This window comes from Brevibacillus sp. BD137, assembly GCF_041644655.1.
In the GTDB taxonomy this organism is placed as follows: Bacteria; Bacillota; Bacilli; order Brevibacillales; family Brevibacillaceae; genus Brevibacillus; species Brevibacillus brevis_D.
In genome coordinates this window covers 1-24,236 of record NZ_JAOTNO010000024.1, presented here as the reverse complement: position 1 = coordinate 24,236, position 24,236 = coordinate 1, and the positions used below count along the sequence as shown (strand labels likewise).

25 protein-coding genes are annotated in these 24,236 nt (G+C 47.3%); 19 read left to right on the top strand and 6 right to left on the bottom strand.

Annotated features, from left to right (window positions below; all coding sequences use genetic code 11):
• Nucleotides 1-66 precede the first annotated feature (66 nt).
• Nucleotides 67-990, bottom strand: a complete 924-nt coding sequence (locus ODZ53_RS28595; RefSeq protein WP_372681738.1) for a DMT family transporter — start codon at nucleotides 988-990, stop codon at nucleotides 67-69.
• Between the two features lie 109 nt (nucleotides 991-1,099).
• Here ODZ53_RS28595 and ODZ53_RS28590 point away from each other — a divergent pair, with 109 nt between their 5' ends.
• Complete coding sequence (locus tag ODZ53_RS28590; protein WP_372681736.1) at nucleotides 1,100-2,521, top strand: aminotransferase-like domain-containing protein; 1,422 nt, start codon at nucleotides 1,100-1,102, stop codon at nucleotides 2,519-2,521.
• Between the two features lie 204 nt (nucleotides 2,522-2,725).
• On the opposite strand, the gene ODZ53_RS28585 is transcribed toward ODZ53_RS28590, so the two are convergent.
• The 3 genes from ODZ53_RS28585 to ODZ53_RS28575 all read right to left on the bottom strand — a co-directional run bounded on the left by ODZ53_RS28585 (nucleotide 2,726) and on the right by ODZ53_RS28575 (nucleotide 4,545).
• Entirely contained in the window at nucleotides 2,726-2,926 is a 201-nt protein-coding gene (locus tag ODZ53_RS28585) for a cold-shock protein (RefSeq protein WP_007721941.1), read from the bottom strand.
• Nucleotides 2,927-3,141: 215 nt separating this feature from the next.
• Nucleotides 3,142-3,828 carry a 23S rRNA pseudouridine(2604) synthase RluF gene (gene rluF, locus ODZ53_RS28580; RefSeq protein ID WP_173606645.1) on the bottom strand — a complete coding sequence of 229 codons (687 nt, stop codon included), beginning with the start codon at nucleotides 3,826-3,828 and terminating at the stop codon, nucleotides 3,142-3,144.
• Between the two features lie 18 nt (nucleotides 3,829-3,846).
• Nucleotides 3,847-4,545 carry an MOSC domain-containing protein gene (locus ODZ53_RS28575; RefSeq protein ID WP_372681734.1) on the bottom strand — a complete coding sequence of 233 codons (699 nt, stop codon included), beginning with the start codon at nucleotides 4,543-4,545 and terminating at the stop codon, nucleotides 3,847-3,849.
• A 460-nt stretch (nucleotides 4,546-5,005) separates the two neighbouring features.
• Here ODZ53_RS28575 and ODZ53_RS28570 point away from each other — a divergent pair, with 460 nt between their 5' ends.
• From ODZ53_RS28570 to ODZ53_RS28530, 9 genes are all read left to right on the top strand, one after another.
• Entirely contained in the window at nucleotides 5,006-6,454 is a 1,449-nt protein-coding gene (locus ODZ53_RS28570; RefSeq protein WP_372681732.1) for a nicotinate phosphoribosyltransferase, read from the top strand.
• Between the two features lie 197 nt (nucleotides 6,455-6,651).
• Nucleotides 6,652-7,911 carry a Glu/Leu/Phe/Val family dehydrogenase gene (locus ODZ53_RS28565; protein ID WP_372681730.1) on the top strand — a complete coding sequence of 420 codons (1,260 nt, stop codon included), beginning with the start codon at nucleotides 6,652-6,654 and terminating at the stop codon, nucleotides 7,909-7,911.
• A gap of 142 nt (nucleotides 7,912-8,053) precedes the next feature.
• Nucleotides 8,054-8,974, top strand: a complete 921-nt coding sequence (gene metA, locus ODZ53_RS28560; protein WP_372681728.1) for a homoserine O-acetyltransferase MetA — start codon at nucleotides 8,054-8,056, stop codon at nucleotides 8,972-8,974.
• A 117-nt stretch (nucleotides 8,975-9,091) separates the two neighbouring features.
• On the top strand, nucleotides 9,092-10,204 hold the full coding sequence (locus tag ODZ53_RS28555) for an Ig-like domain-containing protein (RefSeq protein ID WP_372681726.1): 1,113 nt from the start codon (nucleotides 9,092-9,094) through the stop codon (nucleotides 10,202-10,204).
• Nucleotides 10,205-10,315: 111 nt separating this feature from the next.
• A complete protein-coding gene (locus ODZ53_RS28550; protein ID WP_372681724.1) occupies nucleotides 10,316-11,212 on the top strand; it encodes a LysR family transcriptional regulator in 897 nt (298 codons plus the stop codon).
• 114 nt (nucleotides 11,213-11,326) lie between these two features.
• Nucleotides 11,327-11,716: a CidA/LrgA family protein gene (locus ODZ53_RS28545; protein WP_372681722.1), complete on the top strand. Its 390-nt coding sequence runs from the start codon at nucleotides 11,327-11,329 to the stop codon at nucleotides 11,714-11,716.
• Complete coding sequence (locus ODZ53_RS28540) at nucleotides 11,694-12,392, top strand: LrgB family protein (protein WP_372681720.1); 699 nt, start codon at nucleotides 11,694-11,696, stop codon at nucleotides 12,390-12,392. Before ODZ53_RS28545 ends, ODZ53_RS28540 begins: the two co-directional genes overlap by 23 nt.
• Before the next feature lie 96 nt (nucleotides 12,393-12,488).
• Complete coding sequence (locus tag ODZ53_RS28535; RefSeq protein WP_372681718.1) at nucleotides 12,489-12,914, top strand: GNAT family acetyltransferase; 426 nt, start codon at nucleotides 12,489-12,491, stop codon at nucleotides 12,912-12,914.
• A 98-nt stretch (nucleotides 12,915-13,012) separates the two neighbouring features.
• A complete protein-coding gene (locus tag ODZ53_RS28530) occupies nucleotides 13,013-13,924 on the top strand; it encodes a DMT family transporter (protein ID WP_372681716.1) in 912 nt (303 codons plus the stop codon).
• A 171-nt stretch (nucleotides 13,925-14,095) separates the two neighbouring features.
• Here ODZ53_RS28530 and ODZ53_RS28525 read toward each other — a convergent pair whose 3' ends face one another.
• Entirely contained in the window at nucleotides 14,096-14,485 is a 390-nt protein-coding gene (locus ODZ53_RS28525) for a hypothetical protein (protein ID WP_199927426.1), read from the bottom strand.
• Between the two features lie 590 nt (nucleotides 14,486-15,075).
• On the opposite strand from ODZ53_RS28525, the gene ODZ53_RS28520 reads away from it, so the two are divergent.
• Nucleotides 15,076-15,906, top strand: coding sequence for a protein-glutamine gamma-glutamyltransferase (locus tag ODZ53_RS28520; protein WP_372681714.1), 831 nt, complete (start codon nucleotides 15,076-15,078; stop codon nucleotides 15,904-15,906).
• A gap of 48 nt (nucleotides 15,907-15,954) precedes the next feature.
• Here the strand turns inward: ODZ53_RS28520 and solA are convergent, their stop codons facing one another.
• On the bottom strand, nucleotides 15,955-17,097 hold the full coding sequence (gene solA, locus ODZ53_RS28515) for an N-methyl-L-tryptophan oxidase (protein ID WP_372681759.1): 1,143 nt from the start codon (nucleotides 17,095-17,097) through the stop codon (nucleotides 15,955-15,957).
• A 176-nt stretch (nucleotides 17,098-17,273) separates the two neighbouring features.
• Between solA and ODZ53_RS28510 the strand changes: the two genes are divergently transcribed.
• The 8 genes from ODZ53_RS28510 to motB all read left to right on the top strand — a co-directional run bounded on the left by ODZ53_RS28510 (nucleotide 17,274) and on the right by motB (nucleotide 24,204).
• Entirely contained in the window at nucleotides 17,274-19,001 is a 1,728-nt protein-coding gene (locus ODZ53_RS28510; protein WP_372681712.1) for a methyl-accepting chemotaxis protein, read from the top strand.
• Between the two features lie 235 nt (nucleotides 19,002-19,236).
• Nucleotides 19,237-20,010 (top strand): ankyrin repeat domain-containing protein, encoded by a 774-nt coding sequence (locus ODZ53_RS28505; protein ID WP_372681710.1) that lies wholly within the window; start codon nucleotides 19,237-19,239, stop codon nucleotides 20,008-20,010.
• Between the two features lie 103 nt (nucleotides 20,011-20,113).
• Nucleotides 20,114-20,716 carry a flavin reductase family protein gene (locus tag ODZ53_RS28500; RefSeq protein ID WP_372681708.1) on the top strand — a complete coding sequence of 201 codons (603 nt, stop codon included), beginning with the start codon at nucleotides 20,114-20,116 and terminating at the stop codon, nucleotides 20,714-20,716.
• 111 nt (nucleotides 20,717-20,827) lie between these two features.
• The gene (locus tag ODZ53_RS28495) at nucleotides 20,828-21,070 is read left to right on the top strand and encodes a helix-turn-helix domain-containing protein (RefSeq protein WP_012684604.1); all 243 of its coding nucleotides are present in this window, start codon (nucleotides 20,828-20,830) and stop codon (nucleotides 21,068-21,070) included.
• 4 nt (nucleotides 21,071-21,074) lie between these two features.
• Nucleotides 21,075-21,590: a peptide deformylase gene (gene def, locus ODZ53_RS28490; RefSeq protein WP_372681705.1), complete on the top strand. Its 516-nt coding sequence runs from the start codon at nucleotides 21,075-21,077 to the stop codon at nucleotides 21,588-21,590.
• A gap of 173 nt (nucleotides 21,591-21,763) precedes the next feature.
• Nucleotides 21,764-22,495: a ZIP family metal transporter gene (locus ODZ53_RS28485; RefSeq protein ID WP_087342763.1), complete on the top strand. Its 732-nt coding sequence runs from the start codon at nucleotides 21,764-21,766 to the stop codon at nucleotides 22,493-22,495.
• A gap of 91 nt (nucleotides 22,496-22,586) precedes the next feature.
• Entirely contained in the window at nucleotides 22,587-23,402 is an 816-nt protein-coding gene (motA, locus tag ODZ53_RS28480) for a flagellar motor stator protein MotA (protein WP_219663611.1), read from the top strand.
• Complete coding sequence (gene motB / locus ODZ53_RS28475) at nucleotides 23,395-24,204, top strand: flagellar motor protein MotB (protein ID WP_064202361.1); 810 nt, start codon at nucleotides 23,395-23,397, stop codon at nucleotides 24,202-24,204. Before motA ends, motB begins: the two co-directional genes overlap by 8 nt.
• Nucleotides 24,205-24,236: the final 32 nt, after the last annotated feature.

Here is a 24,236-nt window from a genome sequence, read left to right as displayed (position 1 = left end):
AACCATATTCCCAAAAGCGGAGTACCACAAAGCGTGAGTTTTGTTTGTGGTACTCCTTTCCTATCTTTAATTGCTGATGTCACTCAGCTTGTTTGCCTTTTTACCCATTAATTGCTTCAAGCCATCCATATTAATCAGGATAATCCCGACAATAATCGTGATTCCCCCTGCTAACGACAGGAGATAAAGCGGTTCATTGTACAGGATGACGCCCAAGCTTAAGGCAATCAACGGAGAGATATAGAGCCACGTGGAGGGAAACACAGGGTTGGTTTTGGCCACGAGCCAATAGAAAATGGTGTGCCCCATCATGGAACCAACGAAGACCAAGTACAGGAGCGAGAGGATCGCATTAGCCGTGAGCATCGATTCGATATGCACTTGCTCCGTAAATAACGATAAGACAAGCAGCATGGCTCCTCCATACATCATCTGTGCCGCATTCAAAGCGATGGGTGAGGTATCTTGAAACCGTTGGATGACGCTCCGGGAGTATACTGCACCAGCAGAATAAAAGATTTCCCCGAATATGACTGCCATGCACCCTGTAAGCCAAAGGAGACTGAATGAGATGGTCACACCGGGTAAAATCAGCAAAAAGACACCGACAAAGGCAACCAAGCAACCCGTCCAAGCAATACCGGGGGGTTTTTGCCGAGTAATACCGGTTTGAAGCAGCATCACCATGAGAGGGCCTGTTGCAGATAATATCGCTGCAATTCCTGAACTTACATGCTGCTCTGCCCAATACAAGGGGGCAAATGTCCCGAACGTCAAACCGATACCGGTAAGGAGCATTTCTTTATGAAGCAGGAGCGAGAGACGCGCCTGTTTTTTCCAGAGCATGAATGAAAACAAAATGACACCTGCCAGAAAGAACCGAAGTCCTCCTGAGAAAAACGGCGGCGCTCCCGCATCGATCCCGACTTTGATTGCCAGAAAAGTCGTTCCGAATATCAAGCACATGACCACATAATTAAGCAGCACCATTATGATTCCTCCCTTTTCCTCATCATAAGGGGAAGGGAATAGAACAGATGAAATAGAATAGAACAGATACAAAGGTCCATCCATTATCATGGGGGAAGGGGGGAGCGGCATGAAAAGGAAGGCTCTTTCAAACAGTCATTCTGATAAGCTGTTCGAACAAGTGTATGACTATCTTCTGGAACGAATCAGACGCGATGAGTGGAGGGCACATGAAAAGCTCCCTTCTGTTCGAATGTTGGCGTTGGAATTGAATGTGCATCGCCTGACGGTTTTTAAAGCATTTCAATTATTAAAGCAAAACCGCCATGTGTACGTGAAGGATAAGTCGGGGTATTATGTACAACCGAGCAGCCTGTTGCCAGTGGAGTCGATGAATGATCCAATCGTTTCTGCCTATGTGCACAAGAGTCATCTTTCGGAAATTCATCAGGTGCAGGCGACCTATCAATTTTCCAAAGCATTGATCGAACCTAATTTATTGCCGAATCATTACTTTTCCGAGTACGTGAAGAAAGTGTTTGATCTGTATCCAAAAGTGCTGGGTACCTACTCAACTACACAGGGAGATCAGGAGCTGCGGGAAGCACTGTGCAGCTATTATGTTAGCCGTAATCATTTTCACCTGTCCCCCGATGAGCTGATGATTACATCTGGTTCGCAGGAAGCGATTGATTTGGTTGCCAGAGTACTTGTAAAGCCGCGTGATGTCGTGTTGATTGAGAGACCTACGTACAGTCCGGCCATCGATGTATTCGGAAGACAGGGCGCCAACATGATTTCCATCGAGATTTCGCCGGATGGCTATGATTTGGAGCAGGTTGAACTGTTGATGCAAAAAGAAAAACCGCGCCTGTTTTATCTCAATCCGACCTTTCACAATCCGACAGGCTATACGGTTCCCGCTGAACAACGGAAGAGACTGGTGGAACTGGCTGCGAAGTATCAGTGTCTGATCGTAGAGGATGATCCATGCCGCGATATTTACTTCGGTGACGAGCCTCCACTGCCGTTTTTTTCTTACGACACGGCAGGCTATGTCATCTATCTGCGCAGCTTTAGCAAGTACATCGGGCCGGGGTTGAGTATTGCGACTGTGGCATGCCGTCCATCTATTATGAATTATTTGATTCAGGCGAAATCACTGTCCGACAGTGGGGCGCCCCTGCTGAATCAAAAGATTTTTTTGCATTATTTCTTCTCCGAACGGATGCAGCAGCATTTGGCGAAGCTGCGAATTGCACTGGCTATTCGCCGGGATATCATGGAAGAAGAGCTGTCTGTGACAGACTGGGAGTGGTCCAGCCCACCAGGAGGCTTTAATTTATGGGTGAAGCTGCCTGATTCCGTCCCGATGGATAGTCTTTTGGCGAAATGCATAGAACAATCGATTACGTTTGTGCCCGGTGCGATCTGTGATCCGCTGCGGGAGTTTAGCTCTTGGATACGCATCAGTTATTCCTATTTGAATGAACACCAGCTGCGCGACGGTTTGCAAAGGCTCGTCAGTACGGTTCGTCAGTTGAACAGGTAGGAAAAGGAAGAGCTGGTTTTAATAATCCGTATTTGAAAATATAAAAATTTTAAGAAGTACGATGTACTGTGTTATACTGAGTCTACCATTTACTGTTCTGTAGCATACCCTACTCCATTTACGTGAGTAGGGTTTTTTATTTGTGTCTCAGACAACAAAAAAACAGACGCCCTTACAGGAGTCTGTTTTTTGTGTTTGGTTAAATTAAACTTTTTGAACGTTAGTAGCTTGTGGTCCGCGTTGGCCTTGTTCTACGTCAAAAGTAACTTTTTGACCTTCGTCAAGGGATTTGAAACCGTCGCCTTGGATAGCAGAGAAGTGAACGAATACGTCTTCTTTACCTTCGCGCTCGATAAAACCAAAACCTTTTTCTGCGTTAAACCATTTTACTGTACCTTGTTCCATTGTTATTGCCTCCTAGTGTGTAGCACACATATATTACTATCCTTGCTCTCAGGATCATCTAGACGAAATTTTGCTATCTACGCTATCCGTTGCTTCGAACAAAAATAATTCTCTACTAGCATAACAGGATATTGAAAGGATAGCAAATCATTCGCGTATATTTGATGAAAGAAAATATAAATGAGCCACTATACTAACTCCAACCCGTCCTGATTTCACAAGTTTTTATTCAGATCAGTCAATTCCTTGGCCGTCAGATTGCGCCATTGCCCCAATTTCAAATTCCCCAGCCCAATGTTCATGATGCGTACTCGCTCAAGCTTTCTTACCTGATAACCAAAAGCCTGACACATCCGTCTGATTTGCCGATTGAGCCCTTGCGTTAGCACGATATTGAAGACGCGGTCGCTGACTTTGGTTACTTTGCAAGGCTTGGTAGTCGTTCCGAGAATGCGTACGCCGTTTGCCATTCCATGCAAGAAATTCGCCGTGATGGGCTTGTCTACGGTGACGATGTACTCTTTGTCATGATTGTTCTCAGCACGCAAAATTTTGTTTACGATATCTCCGTCGTTGGTTAACAGGATGAGGCCTTGCGAATCTTTATCCAGACGCCCGATAGGAAAAATCCGCTCGGGGTGATTCACGAAATCGATGATGTTGCCTTTGACGTGCAGTTCAGTGGTACACGTAATTCCGACAGGTTTGTTCAAGGCGATGTAGACATCTTTCTTTTTGACACCGAGGGGCTGTCCATCGATGCGCACGTCATCTCCTGACGCAACCGTACTTCCCAGTTCCGCGAGTTGCCCATTGATTGTCACGCGCTTGGACTCGATTAATTTATCGGCTTCTCTTCGTGAGCAAATGCCGGTTTCACTGATGAACTTATTAATTCGCATGAGACGTTCCTTTCGCTATTACTGCTGCTTTTCCAGTTTTTCAAGTAATTTATTCCGCCAAGGCAGGGCCAATTCCTCCACCTCGAGCATACGCTGTATCGTCCCTTGGGATGGTGCTTTGTCATGGAAGTACAAGTGGTGGATGGAAGCCACACTGACTTGCTTTGGATGAGCAGAGATTAGGGTAATCTCTGAGTCTGGCTTGATCGTCCCTTCCTGCAAAACGCGGAAGAAATAGCCCGTATAGCCCATTTCCACCACGGATTTGAGCAGTTGGTTATTGTTGTTGCGCTTGTTGATCGTTGCGCAAGGAAATCTGCCTTGGGTCACTTGCAGGATCGTATCACCAAATTGATACACATCCCCGATGCAGACCTGCTCTTCAGTCATGCCAGCGAGCGAGAGATTTTCTCCGAATGCCGCATTGGTCAGAGGTTGGCCGAATAACTTCTCCCAATGGGCGTAATGTTCAAAAGGATACGCACAGACGACGCGGTCTGGGCCACCGTGGTACTCTGGATTTGCGATATCGTCGTCATCAATTTTCTCGGAACGGACAATGAGCTCGTTTGCTTCCTCCTTCCAAATGCCGGAGAGATATTCCTTGCCGTTGTACATATTATTTTTAGGTAATCCTTTACTAATAGAAATTATTCTTCTGTCCAACATAATCACACTCCCAGCCTGTACGATTGCCTCTTTTATTGTATTAGCCAAGAAGTAGCCACTTCTTCTTGCAAAAGTAAGGGCTGCGGACAATGCAAGGTTAAGACTTCTTACTTGACCGACTTCTTGTTTGATCGACTATAATCGACTTGTACAGATTGCTCTTTGAAAACTGAACATAAAGGGTTGCAGGAGGAAAGGCTCTTCTGCGTAAAATGTTCAAGCACCTTCGCCCTCTCTAACTGAATCGCGAAAACCAAGCAGTAGGTTAGAGAGAAGAGCCCAACGTACAAGTTCTTCTATAACCGTAGGGACTACGGGGATAGCTTGGTCAAATTCTCTTCGGTAGAAGGGACTACCCAAGAACCCCCACTTCAAGGGGTTAGCCTAAGTAGTGGGGGTGTCCACCCCCATACTATACCACATTCCCTAATATCCTCCACAGCGGATGGGCATCAGCGAACGCTTCTGGTATGATGATAGAAAGGAATACACAGGAGGCCTCAGTGACATGCAATCATTTGGTGTGGCACTACACACAGATAAATATCAAATAAACATGATGTACGCCCATTGGGTGAACGGAACACACAATCAGAAGGTCGTTTTCGAAGCATTTTTCCGCAAGCTACCTTTTGGAAACGGATACGCTGTATCTGCCGGATTGGAAAGAATTGTTTCCTATATAAAAAATTTGCGTTTTGAAGAAAGCGATCTCAAGTATTTGAGTGAGCAGGAGGAGAACTACGATCCGAAGTTTTTAGAAGAGCTGCGCCAGCTTCGTTTTAAGGGCTCGCTCTACTCTGTGAAAGAAGGAACCGTGGTTTTCCCGAACGAGCCGCTCATTCGCGTAGAGGGGCGTGTCATGGAGGCACAGCTGGTTGAAACGGCCCTGTTGAATTATATGAACTACCAGACGCTGATTGCAACCAAAGCTTCGCGGATTAAAAACGTGGCGGGCAATGATGTTCTTATGGAATTCGGAACGAGAAGGGCGCAGGAGGCAGATGCTGCGCTGTGGGGGACGCGGGCAGCTTATTTGGCTGGCTTTGACGCGACCTCGAACATGCTGGCAGGGAAAATGTTTGGCATTCCGACAAAAGGGACGCACGCTCACTCTTGGGTACAGAGCTTTGAGAGTGAGGAAGAAGCATTTGAGCGCTTCGCAGCAGCTCTACCAGGACAGGTAACCTTGCTGGTCGATACTTACGATACACTCAAAAGCGGCGTGCCGAATGCAATTAAGGTCGGAAAACGCCTGGAGAAACAAGGCAAAAAGCTGACGGCAGTGCGCTTGGACAGTGGCGACTTGACGTATTTGTCCTGCAAGACGCGTGAAATGCTGGATAAGGCAGGTATGACCGATGTGCAAATTGTCGCTTCCAACGATCTCGATGAGCACACGATTATGAACCTGAAAGTACAAGGAGCACGTGTAAATAGCTGGGGAGTTGGAACGCAGCTCATCACGGCAGCGGATCAGCCGACGCTCGGAGGCGTATACAAGCTGGTGGCACGCGAAGGCGCGGACGGAGAATATCAGCCGACCATCAAAATCTCTGGGAATCCGGAAAAAGTCACGACGCCGGGCATTAAAGATATGTACCGATTGATTGATCCGGAAACAGGCAAAGCGATTGCTGACTACATGTGCTTCCCGCATGAAACAACAGTCGAAAAGAGAGCCCCTCTCCATTTGTTCCATCCGAGCCATACGTATTTGAGCAAGCATTTGGAGAACTACCAGGCAGAGTCGCTACTCGTTCCGGTATTTGTGGATGGGGAACTGATTTATGAACTGCCGACCCTTCAAGAGATTCGCAACTACCATCGTGAGCAGCTCAAGCTGTTCTGGCCTGAATACTTGCGCATGTTGAATCCGGAGCATTACCGTCTGCACATCAGTGAAGAGATGTGGGAAACGAAAACAAAGCTGATGAAGGCGTATTTGAAAAAATAAGAGAAAACGTCTGATGTGTCGCGAGGATGCATCAGGCGTTTTTTATTTGTTTACCAAAAATAACACAATAATGTGAAAACAAAGAAAATAAATTGTCTGAATTTACTTTCATCGTATATAATTACTCCATTCATCCTTTAGCTCTGCGCCAAGGTGATGTGAAAAACGCATGTGAAAAGTATTGGGGAGGAAGAGAGATGCTACATACTGTAGAGAAAGAAAACCTGAATCCATACGAGATTGTGCAGAAACAGATTGACGCTGCAGCGGCATTGTTGGGATTGCGGAGCGATGCTGTCGAAATTTTAAAGCGACCCAAACGAGTATTGGCCGTCAGCTTTCCTGTCAAGATGGATGATGGCAGCGTGCGTGTCTTTGAAGGCTACCGATCTCAGCATAATGATGCAGTAGGACCGACTAAGGGAGGGATTCGCTTTCATCCGGATGTGACGATGGATGAAGTCAAGGCGCTCTCCATGTGGATGTCATTCAAATGTGGCGTGGTTGGTCTTCCTTATGGCGGCGGAAAAGGCGGCGTCATATGTGATCCTCACGAATTCAGCAAAAATGAGCTGGAACGAGTCAGCCGCGGCTTCATGGAAGCTATCGCTGATATTGTCGGACCGGAGACAGACATACCTGCACCCGATGTGTATACGACCCCACAAATTATGGGGTGGATGATGGATACGTACAGTCGATTAAAAGGCACCTATTCTCCGGGAGTGATCACCGGAAAACCACTCTCTGTCGGCGGCTCCAAAGGAAGAAACGAAGCGACTGCTCGCGGATGTGTCTTTACCATACTTGAGGCATTAAAAGATTCTGGACGCAAGCCAGAACAAACAACCGTCGCGATCCAAGGCTTTGGCAATGCGGGAAGAATAGCAGCGAGGCTTTTAACAGAGCTGGGCTTCAAAATCGTGGCGGTCAGTGACTCACGCGGAGGTATTTATGATGCTGCTGGCTTGGATATCGAAAAGGTAGGACAGTTAAAAGACAACGCCACCATTTTGGACTATGTAGGTGGTACGGTCATCTCCAATGAACAGCTATTGGAGCTGGAAGTGGACATTCTGATCCCGGCCGCTTTGGAAAATGTCATCACAGCAGCCAATGCCGACAGCATTAAAGCCAAGTGGATTGCAGAGGCAGCAAACGGACCTACTACACCCGATGCTGACGCCATTTTGCGGGAAAAAGGGATTATCGTGATTCCGGACATTCTCGCCAATGCAGGTGGTGTAACCGTTTCTTATTTTGAATGGGTGCAAAACCTGATGAATTACTACTGGTCTGAGCGGGAGGTAAACGAAAAGCTGCAAACGACCATGATTAATGCCTATCGCGCCGTAAAAGAACTCTCTGATCAATACAAGGTGGACTTGCGCACAGGAGCCTATATGATCTCGCTTTTGCGAATTACGGAGGCGATGGAAGCACGCGGCTGGATTTAAGGGAAGAAACCTCTTGCAACTTGCTTGCAAGGGGATTTTTTCGTTTTCCTTTGAGGGATTAGCAGGAAGGCGAGTATTTTTGTCGAATTTGTCGGATTATTGTTTTTCTACCTGTGTTCAAAGGATGGAAAGGGGGATTTTTATGCCAATCAAATTGCCTGACGAATTGCCTGCAACGGAAATACTCGCCCAGGAAAATATTTTTGTGATGAAGGATAGCCGTGCCTTCACACAGGACATACGACCGCTCAGGATCGTCATTCTCAACCTCATGCCGGTGAAGGAAACAACGGAAACACAGTTGCTCCGCCTCCTGGGGAATACGCCGCTACAGGTGGAGATCGTGCTTTTGCACATGTCCAGTCATACGTCCAAAAATACGTCGGAAGAGCATTTATCGTTGTTTTATAAAACGTTTGAGGAGATCCGTGACCAGCGATTTGATGGTATGATCATCACCGGAGCGCCAGTCGAACAGCTCGAGTTCACAGACGTCACGTATTGGCAGGAGCTGACAGAAATTCTCGACTGGAAAATGGAGAACGTCACCTCGACCTTGCACATTTGTTGGGGAGCACAAGCGGGGCTTTACCACCACTTTGGCGTTCCGAAGCATCCTTTGCCAGGGAAAATGTTCGGAATCTTCCCTCATACGCTTAATAAGCAAAATGTGAAGCTGTTCCGCGGATTTGATAACTACTTCCACATTCCGCATTCCAGGCATACTGAAAATCGCAGGGAAGACATCGAGCAAGTGTCAGAGCTGGAGATTTTGTCCGAGTCTGATGAAGCAGGGGTTTACATCGTAGCGACCAGGGATGGCAGACAAATTTTCGTGACAGGTCATTCCGAGTATGATCCGACCACCCTGCAAGACGAGTACCAGCGGGATGTGAACAAAGGCTTGGATATTGCTGTTCCGCGTAATTACTATCCAAAGGACGATCCAAGTCGCGAGCCCATCGTCACCTGGCGCGCACATGCGAATCTGATGTTTTCCAACTGGTTAAACTATTACGTTTACCAAGAGACACCGTATGATTTGAACAACGACAAGCGATAGCAACGTAGCAGCCATCCGAGGTGATTCGGATGGTTTTTGCCATTTAGTATTCAAGAAGTACAGTTGTTTAGCCGATATAGAAAATGGTGGAAAATTAGAGAGGAGAGGGATGTGAGCATGAGAAACTGGCAAAAAGGGATGCTCGCTACGGCTGTTACCGTTGGGCTGATCTTTTCCAGCGTCGGCCAAGTACCGGCATTAGCGAATTCTGCGACGACAAGTACGCAGAAGAAGATTTCCAAGCTTGTAGTTGATACAAAGACAGTAAAATTGAAAAAAGCGGGGACACAGCAGTTGACTGTCCGCGTGCAATACACGGATAAAACAACGGAGGACGTCACACAACGAGCGGAGTGGACTTCCTCTGACAGTGACATCGCGAGCGTTGACAAGGGCTTGGTCACCGCTGTTAGTTCCGGTAAAACGAGAGTGAAAGCAAGCTTCGAGGGCAAAAGTGTGAATATCCCTGTTGAGATCGATGTGATTTCCAAGCTCACTGCTGACCAGAAGAAACTGGCTCTCAGCGTAGGTGGCACGAAACAAGTAAACGCAACAGCAACTTTCTCTGATAAGTCTACTGGTGATGTAACGGCTCAGGCTGAGTGGGAAAGCGATGATAAGGCAATCGTAACGGTAACGAATGGATTGGTTACGGCAGTAGGCTCGGGCACAGCCAAGGTCAAAGTGAAGTACGGTGGAAAAAGCGTCACCATTCCAGTAGAGGTGGATGTCGTCTCCAAGCTGGACAGTGATAAGAAAAAGCTGTATCTGCGCCCAGACACTACCCAGTCGGTTACGCTGTTGGCTACCTTGTCTACGAAAGAAAAAGTAGATGTAACAAGCAAAGCCAAGTGGACATCCGACGATGCAAAAGTTGCCACAGTTGAAAACGGAGTCGTGACAACTGTAGGCTCTGGCAAAACGAGAATTAAAGCAACTTACGGTGGAAAGACGATCTCGATCCCTGTAGAGTCTGCTGTCATCTCCAAGATGGAATTTGACATGAAAAAGGCCGATCTCAAAGTCGGCGAATCAAAAGACTTGAAGGTATCTGTTATCTATACCGACAAAACCAAGGTTGATGTCACAAACGATGTAGACTGGATCTCCACGAACAGCTCCGTTGTGACTGTAGTGGATGGCAAGCTCACGGCTGTGAAAGCAGGTCGTGCAACGATTGCCGCAACGTATAATGGAAAAGTCGTAAAAATACAGGTAACCGTGAAGTAACTCACGCTGGAGGAAAAGCCAGGGCGCGACTGCGTACCTGGCTTTTTCGCATACTCCAGCCTGTGGTAATCTGTAGCTAACGCTTTTGATTGGACGAATACGGAGGGCATCATGGATATTCGACAGCTGCAATACTTTGTGGAAGTAGTCAAACATAAAAACTTTACGAAGGCCGCGCAATCCCTCCACGTCTCTCAGCCTTCTATCAGCAAAATGATCAAGGCATTGGAAGAAGAGCTAGAGGTAGTTCTGCTGGATCGGACGGAGCGGAAAATGGATCTGACAGACGCAGGGGAAATGGTCTACAGCTATGCGACCAAAGTGTTGCAGCTGATGGAAGGAATGGCGTCGGCGATAGCAGAATTGCGAAATGTCGAGCGGGGGCGGGTCAAGCTGGGCATGATGCCAACGGTGGGTTCCTTTCTCTTGCCGAATGTGATTGCCTTGTTTAAAAAGCAGTATCCAGGCATCGATATCGAGATGAAGGAATATAGCGCCAAGCTGCTTGAAATCCAAATGGAGCAAGGAAGCATCGATGTGGCCTTAACCGTTCTGCCAACGGATCAGGAGAAATTTGAGGCGGTTCCCTTGCTCGCAGAGGACCTCGTTGCGATTGTTCATCGGGAGCATTGGCTCGCAGGAGTCGATGAGGTGAGCTTGGAACAGCTCAAGGACGAAGCTTTCATTTTGTTTACCGAAGAGTATGCGATGCATGATGTGGTGCGCCATGCGTGCAAACTGTCCGGCTTTGAACCGAAAGTCGCTTACATGAGCTCTTTATGGGATTTTGTCGGAGAGATGGTGGCTACCCAACTGGGGATATCACTCATTCCACGCTCCATCGTGAGACGCTTGAATAACGGACAATTGCACACCGTCAACATTTCCTACCCAGTAATTGACTGGCAGTATGCCTTGATTTATCGAAAAGAAGGGTATTTATCCCATGCGACAAAGGCTTTCATATCGTTTGTAGAGAAAATGTACAGCCATAACCAAATGGAATAGTAATGATGATGTTTATGTATTGTACGAATGGAATCGAGACGACTTAGAATGAAGGTAACTCGTTCAAACAGTGACCTTTTGAACAACCTTTGTAGAGCAACTGGGGTGGTCTCGATGAAAAGATGGTTCTCCATCATCGCACAAGTTTTGCTTTTGTTTGGCTTCACCTGGCTGGGGAAATGGGTGACCTCGTTTTTTCACCTTCCTGTTCCCGGCAGTCTGATCGGACTCGCGCTATTGTTCATTTGTCTGTATACCGGCTTGATTCGTCTACAGTGGGTGGAAGCAGGAGCGACTCTGTTATTCTCGCAGATGATCCTGTTTTTCGTACCATCGCTGGTCGGGATGATGCAGTATCCATGGTTATTAGGGATAAAAGGATTGCTGGTGCTTGTGGTCGTCGTGAGCGGTTGTGCGCTTGTGATGATTTCGACAGGTGTTGTTGCTGAGCGCATGTTCAATCGTGGAGAGGTGAAACATCATGATCCTGTGGAAAACGTCTAGCGTGCTTCTGACACTCGTTTTCTTCTATGCGGCTAAAGGGATCAACAAGAAAAGACCGTCTCTGCTATTCTCTCCGGCTATTTTGGCGCCGATTGGCTTGATTTTGTTTTTACTTTTCGCAGGCATTCCTTATCAGGTGTACAGTGAAGCGACCTCGCTCATAACTGAGATGATGAGTGTAGTCACAGTGGCGTTTGCGATTCCGCTGTACCGAAATTGGTCGGTGTTAATGGCGCATCGCCGGATGATTTTGACGAGTCTTGCTACGGGTTCCCTCATTGCCATCATTGCAGGAGTATCGACGACGATGCTCGTCGGATTGGGAAAAGAAGCGGCGATTAGCGTCATTCCTCGCTCAATTACCCTGCCGATTGCGATGAGCGTAACCGAGGCGATTGGCGGTATGCCGACGATGACGGCAGTATTCGGCATGCTGACCAGCTTCGCAGGCGTTTTTCTAGCTCCCACAATCATCAAGAGAATGAGGCTCCGACATCCTGTTTCCATCGGTTTGATGTACGGAATGGGTGCACATGCGTTGGGGATGGTAAAAGCGTTTGAGCGTGGGGAAACAGAAGGAAGCAGTGCAACTTTGGCTGTGATCGCCGGAGCGATGATTACTGTAGTGTGGGCGTTTACCTTGCTGCCCGTGATTATGTCGTGGCTGGCTGTGTGAAGGAAGGGGCTGTTAAATAGCCCCTTTTTGTATTACAATGATTGTATAAAAATAAAATCAAATGAATAAAAATACAAAAGATAGTGGTGATCAAACATGAGAATTGAATCATTCTCTTTGCAACAATACGAGGACGTCATTCAGCTATGGCAACGAGCCGGATTACAGCTTTCTTGCTCGGATACACGTGAGGGATTGCGTAAAAAGCTGGAGCGAGACGCAGAGCTTTTCTTGGTGGCAATGAATGAGGAGGAAAGGATGATAGCAGCTGTAATGGGCAGCTATGACGGACGGCGAGGATGGGTGAATCATCTGGCAGTCGATCCGGATTTGCAAGGACAAGACATAGGGAGCAGGCTGATGGATGAGCTGGAAAAGCGGCTAGCGAATATCGGGTGTGAAAAGATTAACCTGTTGATCGAGCCGACTAATCATGGTGTACAAGCTTTTTACAATCAGCTTGGGTATGAGCGTGACGAACTAATTTTCATGGAGAAGTGGATTGCTTCTGGTAAAGGATAAAAATGGAAGTGTATCATGCCCGCCCAAATGCTGGCGAAAGGTGTATGATAGAGGACAAATAAAAGCTTCATAACTCTTTCATCTTGGCAGGAGGCAACATGAGACCGCTATATATCGTCCTATTACTCTGTACCAGCTTCCTTTGGGGAGGAAATTTTGTTGTCGGTAAATTTCTTGTCGGGCACGCGTCTTCTTTGACGCTGACCAATTTGCGCTGGCTTATTGCTGTTGTTTGCTTGTTGCCAGTTGTTTGGATACGCGAAAAGCGGATTTTTCCAACGCGAGAAGCACTTCTTCCTTTGATCATGATGGGAGTAACTGGCGTAGCACTTTTTAATTTATTCATGTTCTGGGCACTTGAGCGGACAGATGCGACCAATGTCGGACTATTGTCCACGCTCAATCCGGTTTCGATCGCGATTTTTTCCTTTTTGCTAATGGGCGATAAAATTCGACCGTTGCAGATTGTCGCGATGCTGGTCTCGTTTACAGGCGTGCTTGTGGTGATGACCAAAGGAGACTTCGCACACTTGTCCCAGTTGCATTTCAACACAGGCGATTTGTGGATGCTCGCCGCTGTCGCCATGTGGGGGATTTACTCCGTATGCGCACGTTGGGCGATGAAAACGGTCTCGCCGATGATGTCCACGCTGTACTCGGGGATTTTCGGTGTTGCGCTGATGCTGCCCTTTAATATCACCACATTTACAATCAGCAACACAGACTGGACGTTCTGGCTGTCGCTTTTCTACGTTGGTGTAATGGCAACTGTCGTCAGCATGGTGTTGTGGAATGTCGGTGTACAAAAGGTCGGCGCAACCTCAGCAGGTATGTTCCTCAATTTTAATCCTATTTTTACGGCCATTCTCGCATTTCTTTTGCTCGGCGAGCGTATGACCATCATCCAATTACTCGGCAGCGTAATCGTCATTGTCGGCTGCTATATGTTCTCACGCTTAAAGCACGTCTCGCCCCCGTCAGCACATTCAGTCAAACAAGCACAAGGCTAAAAAGGAAATCCCTCGTCTGGTTAAAAAGGCGGGGGATTTTTTGGTAAATAGGCATTTATAAAAAATAAATTTACCAGAGTGCAAATTAGGCACTCTGCAAATTGCCAAACCCCGCCACAAGCTCTATCAGAGTCGAGGCGGGGTTTAACGGTATAACGTGCTTTTTAACTTCTATGGTTCCTCATTTGCAAACATCTCCAACGTAGCTATAAGAATGTCTTTCTTTTCAATATAGTAGTCTGCATATGGAGAAGCTATTAGATTCATACCTTCAATCATTGTACAAAAATCCAAAACAGGTATAGGGCGTCCGATTCCTAGGGCAGCACCTACTGTCGATAGTAATGCCAGTAAACGAACCGGGTTCCATTCCCATTCCAAGAGTTGAAGAAGTTGGATGGCACTAGAAGCTCTTTTCGTTTGCTCGAGCGTATATACTTCGGGGAATCGCCCATCCGTCTTGTAGGCATGGAAAAACTCGTTGTAGTAAGCTTCTGCTGCGAAATCGATATCTCGGTACATTTCTCCAAAATCCGTGTAAGGTTGACTTTCATTCTTCATTACTACCCATACCAACCTTTCTTATCGGATGAAGTCATTGTATCAGAAAAAATTGATAGTAATAGAGTAAAAACAAACCTCAACCCTCATAATTCTGTGAGCAGAGAGGTTTGTTCAGTTTTTACGAAATGAGAATAGTCACTCCTGAGAGTAAGTACATCTGAAGATTTTTCGTGAAAGAACTCCCGCCATATCAAGGATTCCAGTCTATTACTCTATTTTCAATAAGCACAACGTGCAAGTTTTAAAAGGCACCGATCACCCCACAAGGCTAGTGAGAAGAAAAAAGCACAGGGCTCGTAGACCTTGACAACGCCTACCCAGTCGGAACTACAAAAAGGGGACCACGCTTGTCGAACACTTCTCCTCTGCGAATCTTCCGCCCGTAGGGTGGCTTTGGCTCGACGGTCCCCTTTTTGTAGTGGAGACGTCCAGTGAATCCCCCTGCTGGCGTGTCAGAGTCGAAGAGAACTGTGCTTTTTCTTCTCCACCACTATGTTCCGTGCTTATCTGATGGTTTTTAGTCGATCACGTGGACATAGGCTTTCGCATACATATAAGAAGGACAGTGTGTGAAGGGGAGGTTGTATATGATTTTCATAGCGGGGAGACCAGCTAATCCCGCCTCGTTGGCAGCGGAATGGGGATTAAATCCGGTACAGCGTGAAACGGTAGCGATTATGGCACGTAGTGATGAAACATTTGAATATCCAACTCCTGAGCTCCTGCAATTTGAACTGAAAGTACGCGATCATCTGGTGAGGTCTGCCTTGGCACTGCACGAAAGCGGCCTGGCCTTTTCTACTTTTGAAGAATCTCGTGCCAATCCAGCTTACTGGATTCGAACTGACCAAGGCGGATTCCGCTTGCGACCTGGAGTGCTGTCATCCAGCGGGATTATCAATATTTTTCGAGAGGGTCAAAAATACGCCACGGAGTGCGCTACGGCGATGGTCATTATTATTTATCATGCAGTCCTACAGTCCATTCGTTTACCGGATTTTGAGAGAATGTTTTCGGACATCTTGCTATATGACTGGCGGTACGATCAGGATTTGGACTTGCAAACAATAAGGACAAATACCTTTTTGCCTGGTGATGTGATTTATTTTGCCAATCCTGATTACGATCGTGAGACACCGCAGTGGCAAGGAGAAAATGCAGTAGTGCTCGGCAATGGCTTATATTACGGGCATGGTGCGGGGATCAAACGGGCGAGTGAGATGGTAGCGTTTTTGAATGAACAACGAAGAGAGGGAGCAATGAGATCTGCCTATCGGGTCAATCAGGCGACTCGGCCTGGTTTCGCCTACCTGTTTCCCTACGACAATGGTCGATCTACCATGCAAGCTTTCGGCCATCCCATACAAGCGAGGAGTCGAATTACAGCGCAGATCGGTTCTTTAGCTTGGGAGTGGTAAAATGAACAAAAGCCTCCTGCCGGAAATGCGGCGAGAGGCTTTTTTCACTCATGCTGGACAAGAAAATCGCTTCCAAGAAAACATAGACAGGTCAAGGGAAGCAGATTCCTCTACCAGCAGTTGGCTGGTGGCTTCCCCGATCGCACTGGCGAATTTAAAACCGTGCCCGGAAAAGCCCGCTGCAAATACAAGCTGTGGATGTTCAGGATGACGGTCAATGACGAAATGCTCATCCGGTGTCATAGTGTAGATGCATACCTTGCCTTGGCGCAATGGTCCTGCTGCTCCAGGCATATACGCTTCCAAAAAAGAGCGAACACAGCCTTCGTCCGACAAATAGGTGCCAAAGGTACGTTCCAGTTTATCGGGATCGATTGCGTGCCCACCGTCATGGCGTCCGATTTTTACACCAGCGCCATCAAAGCTCGGAAATCCGTAGAACATGGAGTCATGAAGGCGAAAGATGAAGGCGGGAAAGCCATCCGCACTGTACTGGCTCTCATCTGCACCAAACCAGGCGACAGTTTTGCGTGTAGGCTTAAGCGGGATGGACAAGCCCAATGAGTCAAGGAGCGAACCATTCCAAGCACCGGCGGATAGCAGGACTTTATCGCCGTGGTAGCTGGCAGATTCCGTATGCACAATGAACCCATTTCCTGCTGGCTCCAACTGCGTGACTGGCGTATTCGTCAACAGCGTAGCTCCTGAGGCAAGGGCAAGCTCTCGATAGGCGCGAATTCCGTTTTCGGAATAAAGCACACCTGAGGTAGGCTCCAGGCAACCGTAGTAATCAGCAGGTAGATGGATTCCTGGCCAGCGTTGCATGACCTCATCGGCAGCGAGTACTTCCAAGGGCAGGGAGTACTGCTCGGCGCTCTCCCGAATTTCATTCAGGAAGGTACAATTCAGGGGTCCAGCGTTCAAAACACCGGTTTTGGCGAAGATCGGTATGCCGGATGCTTGTTCCAATTCTGACCACAACTGTTGCGCCCGTAACGCAAGCGGGACGTACTGTTTTCCTTCTCCGTACGCATGGCGAATAATACGGGTATCCCCATGATGGCTGCCCATCGTGTGTGGGGGATCAAAGGCATCAATCATGAGTGTGCACACGCCCTGCTTCGCCAGATAGTAGCCAGCTGCCATTCCCATCGAGCCTGCTCCCACAATAATGACGTCGTAGTTTTGCATCATCAGTCCTCCATTCCGCTTATTTTTATCTATCTTACAGGAGTTTTCTGAATTGTGGATTTTAATTTTTTGTGTAAAGATCCATTTTTTTGTGTGCAATCAGGTTTATTCCATCAGTTGGGAGGGAAAAGGAGATTACGCTATCATCATATGTCAAGAAAAGTGGTGTTTACGAAATGAAATGGACGATCGGAAAAAAATTGGGTAGTGCGTTCGCGCTCATCCTGGTCATCATGCTGTTTATGGGGATCACGACCATTGTCAGGATGGAACAGATGAATCAGAAGATGGTGGAAATGAATACGAATTGGCGCCCAGGTCTGGAAGATATTTTGAAGATCAACATGACGCTGGAAACCGTTTACGGACTTACGCAAACCATGCTTACGACAGAGGACATGGATGCCAAGAACAAGTACGCAAAGCAAGTCGATGACCAATTTGCCTATATGGACGGCTTATTGACCAGCTATGAAAAAACGATTTTTAGTGAAGAGGACCGTAACAATTTTGAAGGATTGAAGCAGGCGCTGAAAAAATATGAGGAATACAGTCCGCAATACGTGGCAATCGCCAAAAAGGTCGATATTAGAAGGCCAGCTACCGATGCAGACATGGCCGAGCTGGATCGCATCAAGAAAAAAGGCAGTGAATTGTTTTCAGAGCGTAAAAAATATTTGGATGCCATGATGACGAATAACAGTGAGGGAGCACAACGCGCTGGTGCAGAAAGCGCGGAACTATACGAGTCAGTCAATCGGGACCTGAATATTACCTTGGTTATCTCTATCATTGCGTGTGTGGCGCTAGCTGTCGTACTGACGTCAAGCATCCGTCGACCGATCTTGCGTTTGATGGAAGAGATGAAGAAAGTGGCTGATGGTGATTTACGTGTGGAGCCATTAGTTGTCAAAAGTCGTGACGAGATTTTGGATCTGGCGAATTCGTTCAATGAGATGACTAGCAGTTTAACTACGGTCATTCGTCAGGTAGGCGGAACTTCCGACCAGGTAGCCGCATCGGCTGAGCAATTGACGGCAAGTGCAGATCAGACGAGCAGGGCCACTGAACAGATTGCTGTTACTGTTCAAGACGTGGCAGCAGGCGTTGATCGCCAGGTAGCGAGTGTAGAGAATGGGTCGAAATCGATTGATGATATGTCACGAGGAATTCGCCAAATCGCAAATAACGCACAGCAAACATCCAATATGGTGAGCGAAGTCGCCAACATGGCAGGAGAAGGGAACCAGTCGATTCAGGCAGCCGTTCAACAAATGAATGCGATCCACGATTCCATGCGTGAGCTCTCATCTGTGGTAGACGGTCTGGGCAATCATTCTCAAGCTATTGGAGAGATCATCGAGGTTATTACAGGCATCGCGGATCAAACCAATCTGCTCGCCCTCAATGCTGCGATTGAAGCAGCGCGCGCAGGAGAGCACGGACGTGGATTCGCGGTTGTTGCAGATGAAGTACGGAAGCTGGCAGAGCAATCGGCACAGTCCGCCCAAAAAATCGCGCAGTTGATCAGTACGATTCAGACAGATACAAAAGTCGCGGTCGAATCGATGGAAACAGGCACACGGGAAGTACAAGAAGGAATTCGCGTCGTTCATCGTGCGGGCGAAACCTTCGGTCAAATTCAGAACTCGATTGGCACAGTAGCCGATCAAATTCACAATGTGTCTGCATCTGCCCAGGAAGTGTCCGCCCATTCCGAACAGGTCGTACAAGCGATGGAGCTGGTCAGCGAAGTTTCCGACTTGACTGCTGATGGCACGCAAAACGTTTCCGCTGCTACACAGCAGCAGCTCGCTTCGATGGAGGAAATCGCTTCGTCGGCAACAGCTCTTTCCAATATGGCAGAAGAGCTGCAGCACATGATTCGCCGATTCAAAGTATAGGTATATACCGTGTAAACGAACGCAAAAACGCCAACGTGATTGGCGTTTTTTTCTTTCCATTGTCATTTTTTTAGAAAAAGTTAATCTTTAGGAAATAGTTCATTAAGAACAGGTTTAGTAGGAGTTTATCTCTACGGACTACGATGGATTCAGAGGTTTAACAGGCAATCTAAGCTCAGTACGCAACCGGGCTTAGACCTATATCTCAATCACATACCAAGGAGGAAGGTGCCGAATGTACAAACTCATCCTCACTGCAATTCCATTCGGAATGCTGCTGACAGGCTGCATGGATGAATCGTCCACAACAGCTCCGGCTGTAACGACCGCACAGCAGCAACAACAACCAGCGACATCACAGCCACAACCTCAACCAGTGAAAAAACGAACGCTATCTCAAGAAGAAGTGAAAGGACTGAACAAAAAACTGCTCTTTGCAGCAGCCGAGGGCAAAACCGATGAAGTCAAGGCTAGCTTGGCAGCAGGGGCTGAGATAAACGCACAGGATGATCGTGGAAGAACAGCGGCGATGGCGGCAACACACGGCAACTATGTGGAAACAGTGAAGGTCCTCATTGAAGCAGGAGCTGACATCAATATTCAGGACGACCGGCAAGATAACCCGTTCTTGTATGCAGGAGCAGAAGGATACCTAGAAATATTGAAGCTGGTTATCGATGCAGATCCAGATACGAAGATTTACAACCGCTTCGGAGGAACACCGTTGATACCAGCGGCAGAACATGGGTATGTGGAAGTAGCAAAGGAACTTCTTACCCGGAGGGATGTAGACGTCAACCATGTGAACAATCCGGGCTGGACAGCAATGATGGAAGCAATCGTATTGAACGATGGCGGAAAAAACCAACAAGAGATGGTCCAATTGCTAATCGACCACGGTGCTGATGTAAACATCCCGGATAGCGAAGGAAAAACACCTCTATATCGTGCAAAAGAACGGGGTTATCACGAGATTGTACAAATCCTGCAAAAAACAGGAGCACGCTAATATACGGAGGTAAGCTTACATTCACACTTCGAGCGCAATGGAAATATTCCTCGACTAGAATAAGTCGTAGCAAGATTGATTCTAGTCAAGGGAGGCTATGTTCATGACAAGCCATACGACCATTCAACCGAAGATTTTATATTACGGAACTCCCGTTGTCCTGTTGACGACTGAAAATGAAGATGGTTCAACGAATATCAGTCCCATTTCATCGTCATGGGCGTTAGGAAATTTTGTCATTCTGGGGCTCGGGTTCGGCTCGCATGGATTGGAAAATTTGCGTCAGCGTCCGGAGTGTGTTATCAATTTGCCGGATGCCTCGATGTGGCAGCAAGTGGAAGCGTTGGCTCCGTTAACAGGCCGCAATCCCGTACCTGACTATAAAAGGGAGCTGGGCTTCCGCTATGAAGCGAATAAGTTTCAGGCAGCCAATTTGACTCCTGTTGACTCTGCTACCGTTCGTCCAAAGCGAGTGGGAGAATGTCCGCTTCAACTCGAAGCAGTCGTTCGCACCATCCGTTTTCCGGATTATGCCGACATGTTTGCGATCGTGGAGACAGAAGTGCGTCACGTCCATGCAGACAAACAGATTGTACAGAGTGCTCATCACGTGAACCCCCAAGCGTGGAATCCGCTGATCTACAACTTCCGCCATTATTTTGGTCTCGGTGATCAGCTGGGAAAAACATATCGATCAGAAACGTAGAACGTCAAAAACGCCAAGTTTTTGGCGTTTTTGGATTTTGGAATGCAACATATGGTATATTAGGTGTTGCCTAATAAAGTTAGCTAGTACCGAAAATTGAGGGGTGAGTAGATGCTTGTCTGGATGTTGCGAAAAGTAATGGCAGAAAGAGGAGTTTGGACGGGAGCCGCTTTAGCAAGGCTGTTGAAAGAGAAAGCAAATTACAGTCTGTCTCCAGCCTCCATCAGCGCTTTACTAACCAGTCAGCCCAAACAAATGAAAACCGAGACACTTGATGCACTCTGTACAGCCCTAGAGTGTACACCAAATGACTTGTGGGCATATACACCGCCTAATAGAGTGAAGGGAGCATAAAAATATGGCAGTGAAACAGATTTTGCCTTTTGGAGACCCGATTCTGCGCAAAGTAGCCAAGCCGGTGGAAGAGCTGAATGAGAAAACGTTCAAGCTACTGGATGAGATGGCAGAAACCTTATATGCCTCGGACGGCCGTGCTGGCCTTGCTGCACCTCAAATAGGCATTCTTCGCAGGGTGGTTGTCATGGATTGCGGAGATGGATTAATTGAGCTCATTAACCCAGAAATCATCGAAAGAAGTGGCGAACAAATCGGAATGGAAGCTTGCTTATCTTTTCCGGGTTATTATGGCAATGTAAAGAGAGCCGAGCATGTAAAAGTAAAGACATTGAACAGACAAGGCGAGGAAATGATCCTTGCGGGAGACGGATTCCTTGCTGTTTGTATGCAGCATGAAATCGATCATTTAGACGGAATTTTATTTGTGGATCATGTTCAGGAAAAATGGCTGTATCATGAAAAAACAAGACAAAAAGTCGATGTGCTGGATGTGATCCGCTTAACAAAACGGTCATGACCGTTTTGTTGACCGCAAGCGGTCGCATCCACCTTTATGAAAAACGTCGAGACGTTTTTCACAGAAAAAAGGCCTAACAAAAAGGCGTACCGTTTCCATTCGGGAAATATGATAGTAGAAGGCCGTTTGTTCCGGATATCTGAAGAGCGGCATTATTACGTGGAGGAACATACATGGAACAACTACTGATAGGTAGCTTTCTATCTGCCATGGCTACAGGTGTGGGCGCCTTGCCTATCCTTTTTTTTAAGTCGGTATCACATCGATGGCGGGATATATTGCTGGCGTTTACGGCTGGAATTATGGTGGCTGCCTCGACATTCAGTCTGATCCCACAGGCACTTCAGAGCGCGCCATTTATTATCGTTTGTTTGGGAGTGCTTACCGGAACATTGATGCTTACAGTGTTGGAAAGCATTGTCCCACATATCGATCTGGAGCATACGAGAATCAACATTTCGATGGATTCGCAATCGCTGCTAATCTTGGCCGCGATTACCTTGCACAATATACCAGAGGGCTTGTCCGTGGGCGTGAGCTATTCGAGTGAACAGTCTGGCTTGGGTGGCCTGATATCTTTTGCAATCGGTCTACAAAATGCCCCGGAAGGCTTCCTGGTTGCTCTCTTCCTGATCAATCAAAAGGTCAGTCGCTTCAAGGCCTTTATGTTAGCAACGCTGACCGGAGCAGTCGAAATCGTCTCCGGGATCTGTGGCTATTACCTGACCTCTGTGGTTCATGGGTTGGTGCCATATGGGCTTTCCTTTGCCGCAGGCGCGATGTTGTTTATCGTTTACAAGGAACTCATTCCCGAAAGTCATGGTGATGGTCATGCTCGTTCCGCTACTTTTTCGTTCATCCTAGGACTTTTGGTCATGATTGGACTAGTTCAGTCGTTCGGATAAGCTGTTTTTTTCGAAAAGCCTCACAAGTGAGCGCAAAAATTCCGAAACCATATATAGATAGATTTCGATTATGGAAGTAGGGAGTGTCACGATGGAAAAGTCTACCTTGATAGGTATAGTTTTAGGTATTGTCGCAGTAGTGGTCGGGATGATCTTGAAGCATGCAAGTCCTATGTCATTACTGAATCCAGCAGCAATTATGATCATCATCGTAGGTACTATTGCTGCCCTTTTCAACGCGTTTCCCATGTCGGAAATCAAGCGTATTCCTGCTCTTTTCAAGATAATTTTTAAAGAACAAAAGCTCCCTGAAAAAAGAGAATTGATCGGTCAGTTTATGAACTGGGCTTCCATCGCTCGTCGCGAAGGATTGCTTGCACTGGAAAACACTTCTGATGAGATTGAAGATCCATTTCTGCGTAACGGTATGAAAATGATCATTGATGGTGGGGAACCGGATTTTGTTCGCGATGTTCTGAATGAAGAAATTCACGCCATTGAAGAGCGCCATCAGGCAGGGGCCCTTGTCTTTAGCCAAGCGGGAAGCTACGCTCCGACACTCGGGGTATTGGGTGCGGTTGTCGGTCTGATTGCCGCCTTGGGTAACTTGAGTGACATCGATGCATTGGGTATCTCGATTGCGGCTGCGTTCGTAGCAACCTTGCTCGGTATTTTCACGGGTTACGTATTATGGCACCCGTTCGCGACCAAGCTCAAACGCAAATCAAAGGCAGAAATTGAAATCAAAAAAATCATGGTCGAAGGATTGCTCTCCATTCAAGCGGGTGTATCCCCGACTGCGATTGAGCAAAAGCTGCTGGTTTACATTCCATACCAAGAGCGTGCGGAAATGAAAGAAGAAATGAAGGAAGAGAAGAGGGAGGAAGGAGCTGCGGTAAATGGCTAAGCGACCAAAGAGACATGCTCATCATGAAGAGCATATGGACGAGTCTTGGCTAATTCCATACGCGGACTTGCTTACCCTTCTGCTTGCTTTGTTCATCGTGTTGTTCGCCTCTAGCGAGATGGATGCGAAGAAGTTCGACCAAATGGTTCGGTCCTTCAGCGTTGCAATCAACGGCGGTACGGGAGTCATGAACTACCCAAGCCCGGTACCGCTAGACCCGCAGCTTCAGCAGCAAACCTTGCACAAAGGCGCACAGGAAGCAGAAAAACAGAAGACAGAAGAAGAAAAGCGTCTGGAAGAAGCGGTCCGCAAAGAGACAGAGGACTTGAAAAAGCTACAGACAAAGCTGGACGGATACATTCAGCAAAACAAGCTACAGGACAAGCTCCAGACCAAGCTGACCGATGAAGGTCTGCTGATCACCATTTTGGACAATGCGTTGTTTGACTCCGGTAAAGCTGATCTGAAACCGGAAGCGAGAAAGCTTGCGAGTGAAATGGCAGGGATGCTGGTACCTCACCCGAAAAAAGTGACTGTAACTGGTCATACGGACAATGTGCCGATTCGCCGGGCAGAGTTCCCATCCAACTGGGATCTCAGTGCCAAACGTTCCGTTAACTTCTTGAAGGTGCTTCTGGAAAACAAGAATCTAGACCCGACGAAGTTCAGCGCGACAGGCTTGGGAGAATACCATCCAGTAGCGCCAAATACGACGGATGAAGGCAGAGCGAAAAACAGACGGGTAGAGGTAGCGATCCTGCGTGATCTGGCTTCTCCTCCGAAAAATACTGTGAATCCGTAATAACAAAAAGGATAGCTTCCTCGGGAGGCTAT

What these genes read in the sequence shown, in the direction of transcription:
- metA (WP_372681728.1), top strand. Translation starts at nt 8,054, where the DNA reads ATGCCAATCAAATTGCCTGACGAATTGCCTGCAACGGAAATACTCGCC.
- def (WP_372681705.1), top strand. Translation starts at nt 21,075, where the DNA reads ATGGCAGTGAAACAGATTTTGCCTTTTGGAGACCCGATTCTGCGCAAA.
- ODZ53_RS28565 (WP_372681730.1), top strand. Translation starts at nt 6,652, where the DNA reads ATGCTACATACTGTAGAGAAAGAAAACCTGAATCCATACGAGATTGTG.
- ODZ53_RS28500 (WP_372681708.1), top strand. Translation starts at nt 20,114, where the DNA reads ATGACAAGCCATACGACCATTCAACCGAAGATTTTATATTACGGAACT.
- ODZ53_RS28530 (WP_372681716.1), top strand. Translation starts at nt 13,013, where the DNA reads ATGAGACCGCTATATATCGTCCTATTACTCTGTACCAGCTTCCTTTGG.
- ODZ53_RS28590 (WP_372681736.1), top strand. Translation starts at nt 1,100, where the DNA reads ATGAAAAGGAAGGCTCTTTCAAACAGTCATTCTGATAAGCTGTTCGAA.
- ODZ53_RS28570 (WP_372681732.1), top strand. Translation starts at nt 5,006, where the DNA reads ATGCAATCATTTGGTGTGGCACTACACACAGATAAATATCAAATAAAC.
- ODZ53_RS28595 (WP_372681738.1), bottom strand. Translation starts at nt 990, where the DNA reads ATGGTGCTGCTTAATTATGTGGTCATGTGCTTGATATTCGGAACGACT.
- rluF (WP_173606645.1), bottom strand. Translation starts at nt 3,828, where the DNA reads ATGCGAATTAATAAGTTCATCAGTGAAACCGGCATTTGCTCACGAAGA.
- ODZ53_RS28495 (WP_012684604.1), top strand. Translation starts at nt 20,828, where the DNA reads ATGCTTGTCTGGATGTTGCGAAAAGTAATGGCAGAAAGAGGAGTTTGG.
- motA (WP_219663611.1), top strand. Translation starts at nt 22,587, where the DNA reads ATGGAAAAGTCTACCTTGATAGGTATAGTTTTAGGTATTGTCGCAGTA.
- ODZ53_RS28585 (WP_007721941.1), bottom strand. Translation starts at nt 2,926, where the DNA reads ATGGAACAAGGTACAGTAAAATGGTTTAACGCAGAAAAAGGTTTTGGT.
- ODZ53_RS28510 (WP_372681712.1), top strand. Translation starts at nt 17,274, where the DNA reads ATGAAATGGACGATCGGAAAAAAATTGGGTAGTGCGTTCGCGCTCATC.
- ODZ53_RS28555 (WP_372681726.1), top strand. Translation starts at nt 9,092, where the DNA reads ATGAGAAACTGGCAAAAAGGGATGCTCGCTACGGCTGTTACCGTTGGG.
- solA (WP_372681759.1), bottom strand. Translation starts at nt 17,097, where the DNA reads ATGCAAAACTACGACGTCATTATTGTGGGAGCAGGCTCGATGGGAATG.
- ODZ53_RS28550 (WP_372681724.1), top strand. Translation starts at nt 10,316, where the DNA reads ATGGATATTCGACAGCTGCAATACTTTGTGGAAGTAGTCAAACATAAA.
- ODZ53_RS28545 (WP_372681722.1), top strand. Translation starts at nt 11,327, where the DNA reads ATGAAAAGATGGTTCTCCATCATCGCACAAGTTTTGCTTTTGTTTGGC.
- ODZ53_RS28485 (WP_087342763.1), top strand. Translation starts at nt 21,764, where the DNA reads ATGGAACAACTACTGATAGGTAGCTTTCTATCTGCCATGGCTACAGGT.
- ODZ53_RS28525 (WP_199927426.1), bottom strand. Translation starts at nt 14,485, where the DNA reads ATGAAGAATGAAAGTCAACCTTACACGGATTTTGGAGAAATGTACCGA.
- ODZ53_RS28540 (WP_372681720.1), top strand. Translation starts at nt 11,694, where the DNA reads ATGATCCTGTGGAAAACGTCTAGCGTGCTTCTGACACTCGTTTTCTTC.
- motB (WP_064202361.1), top strand. Translation starts at nt 23,395, where the DNA reads ATGGCTAAGCGACCAAAGAGACATGCTCATCATGAAGAGCATATGGAC.
- ODZ53_RS28535 (WP_372681718.1), top strand. Translation starts at nt 12,489, where the DNA reads ATGAGAATTGAATCATTCTCTTTGCAACAATACGAGGACGTCATTCAG.
- ODZ53_RS28505 (WP_372681710.1), top strand. Translation starts at nt 19,237, where the DNA reads ATGTACAAACTCATCCTCACTGCAATTCCATTCGGAATGCTGCTGACA.
- ODZ53_RS28520 (WP_372681714.1), top strand. Translation starts at nt 15,076, where the DNA reads ATGATTTTCATAGCGGGGAGACCAGCTAATCCCGCCTCGTTGGCAGCG.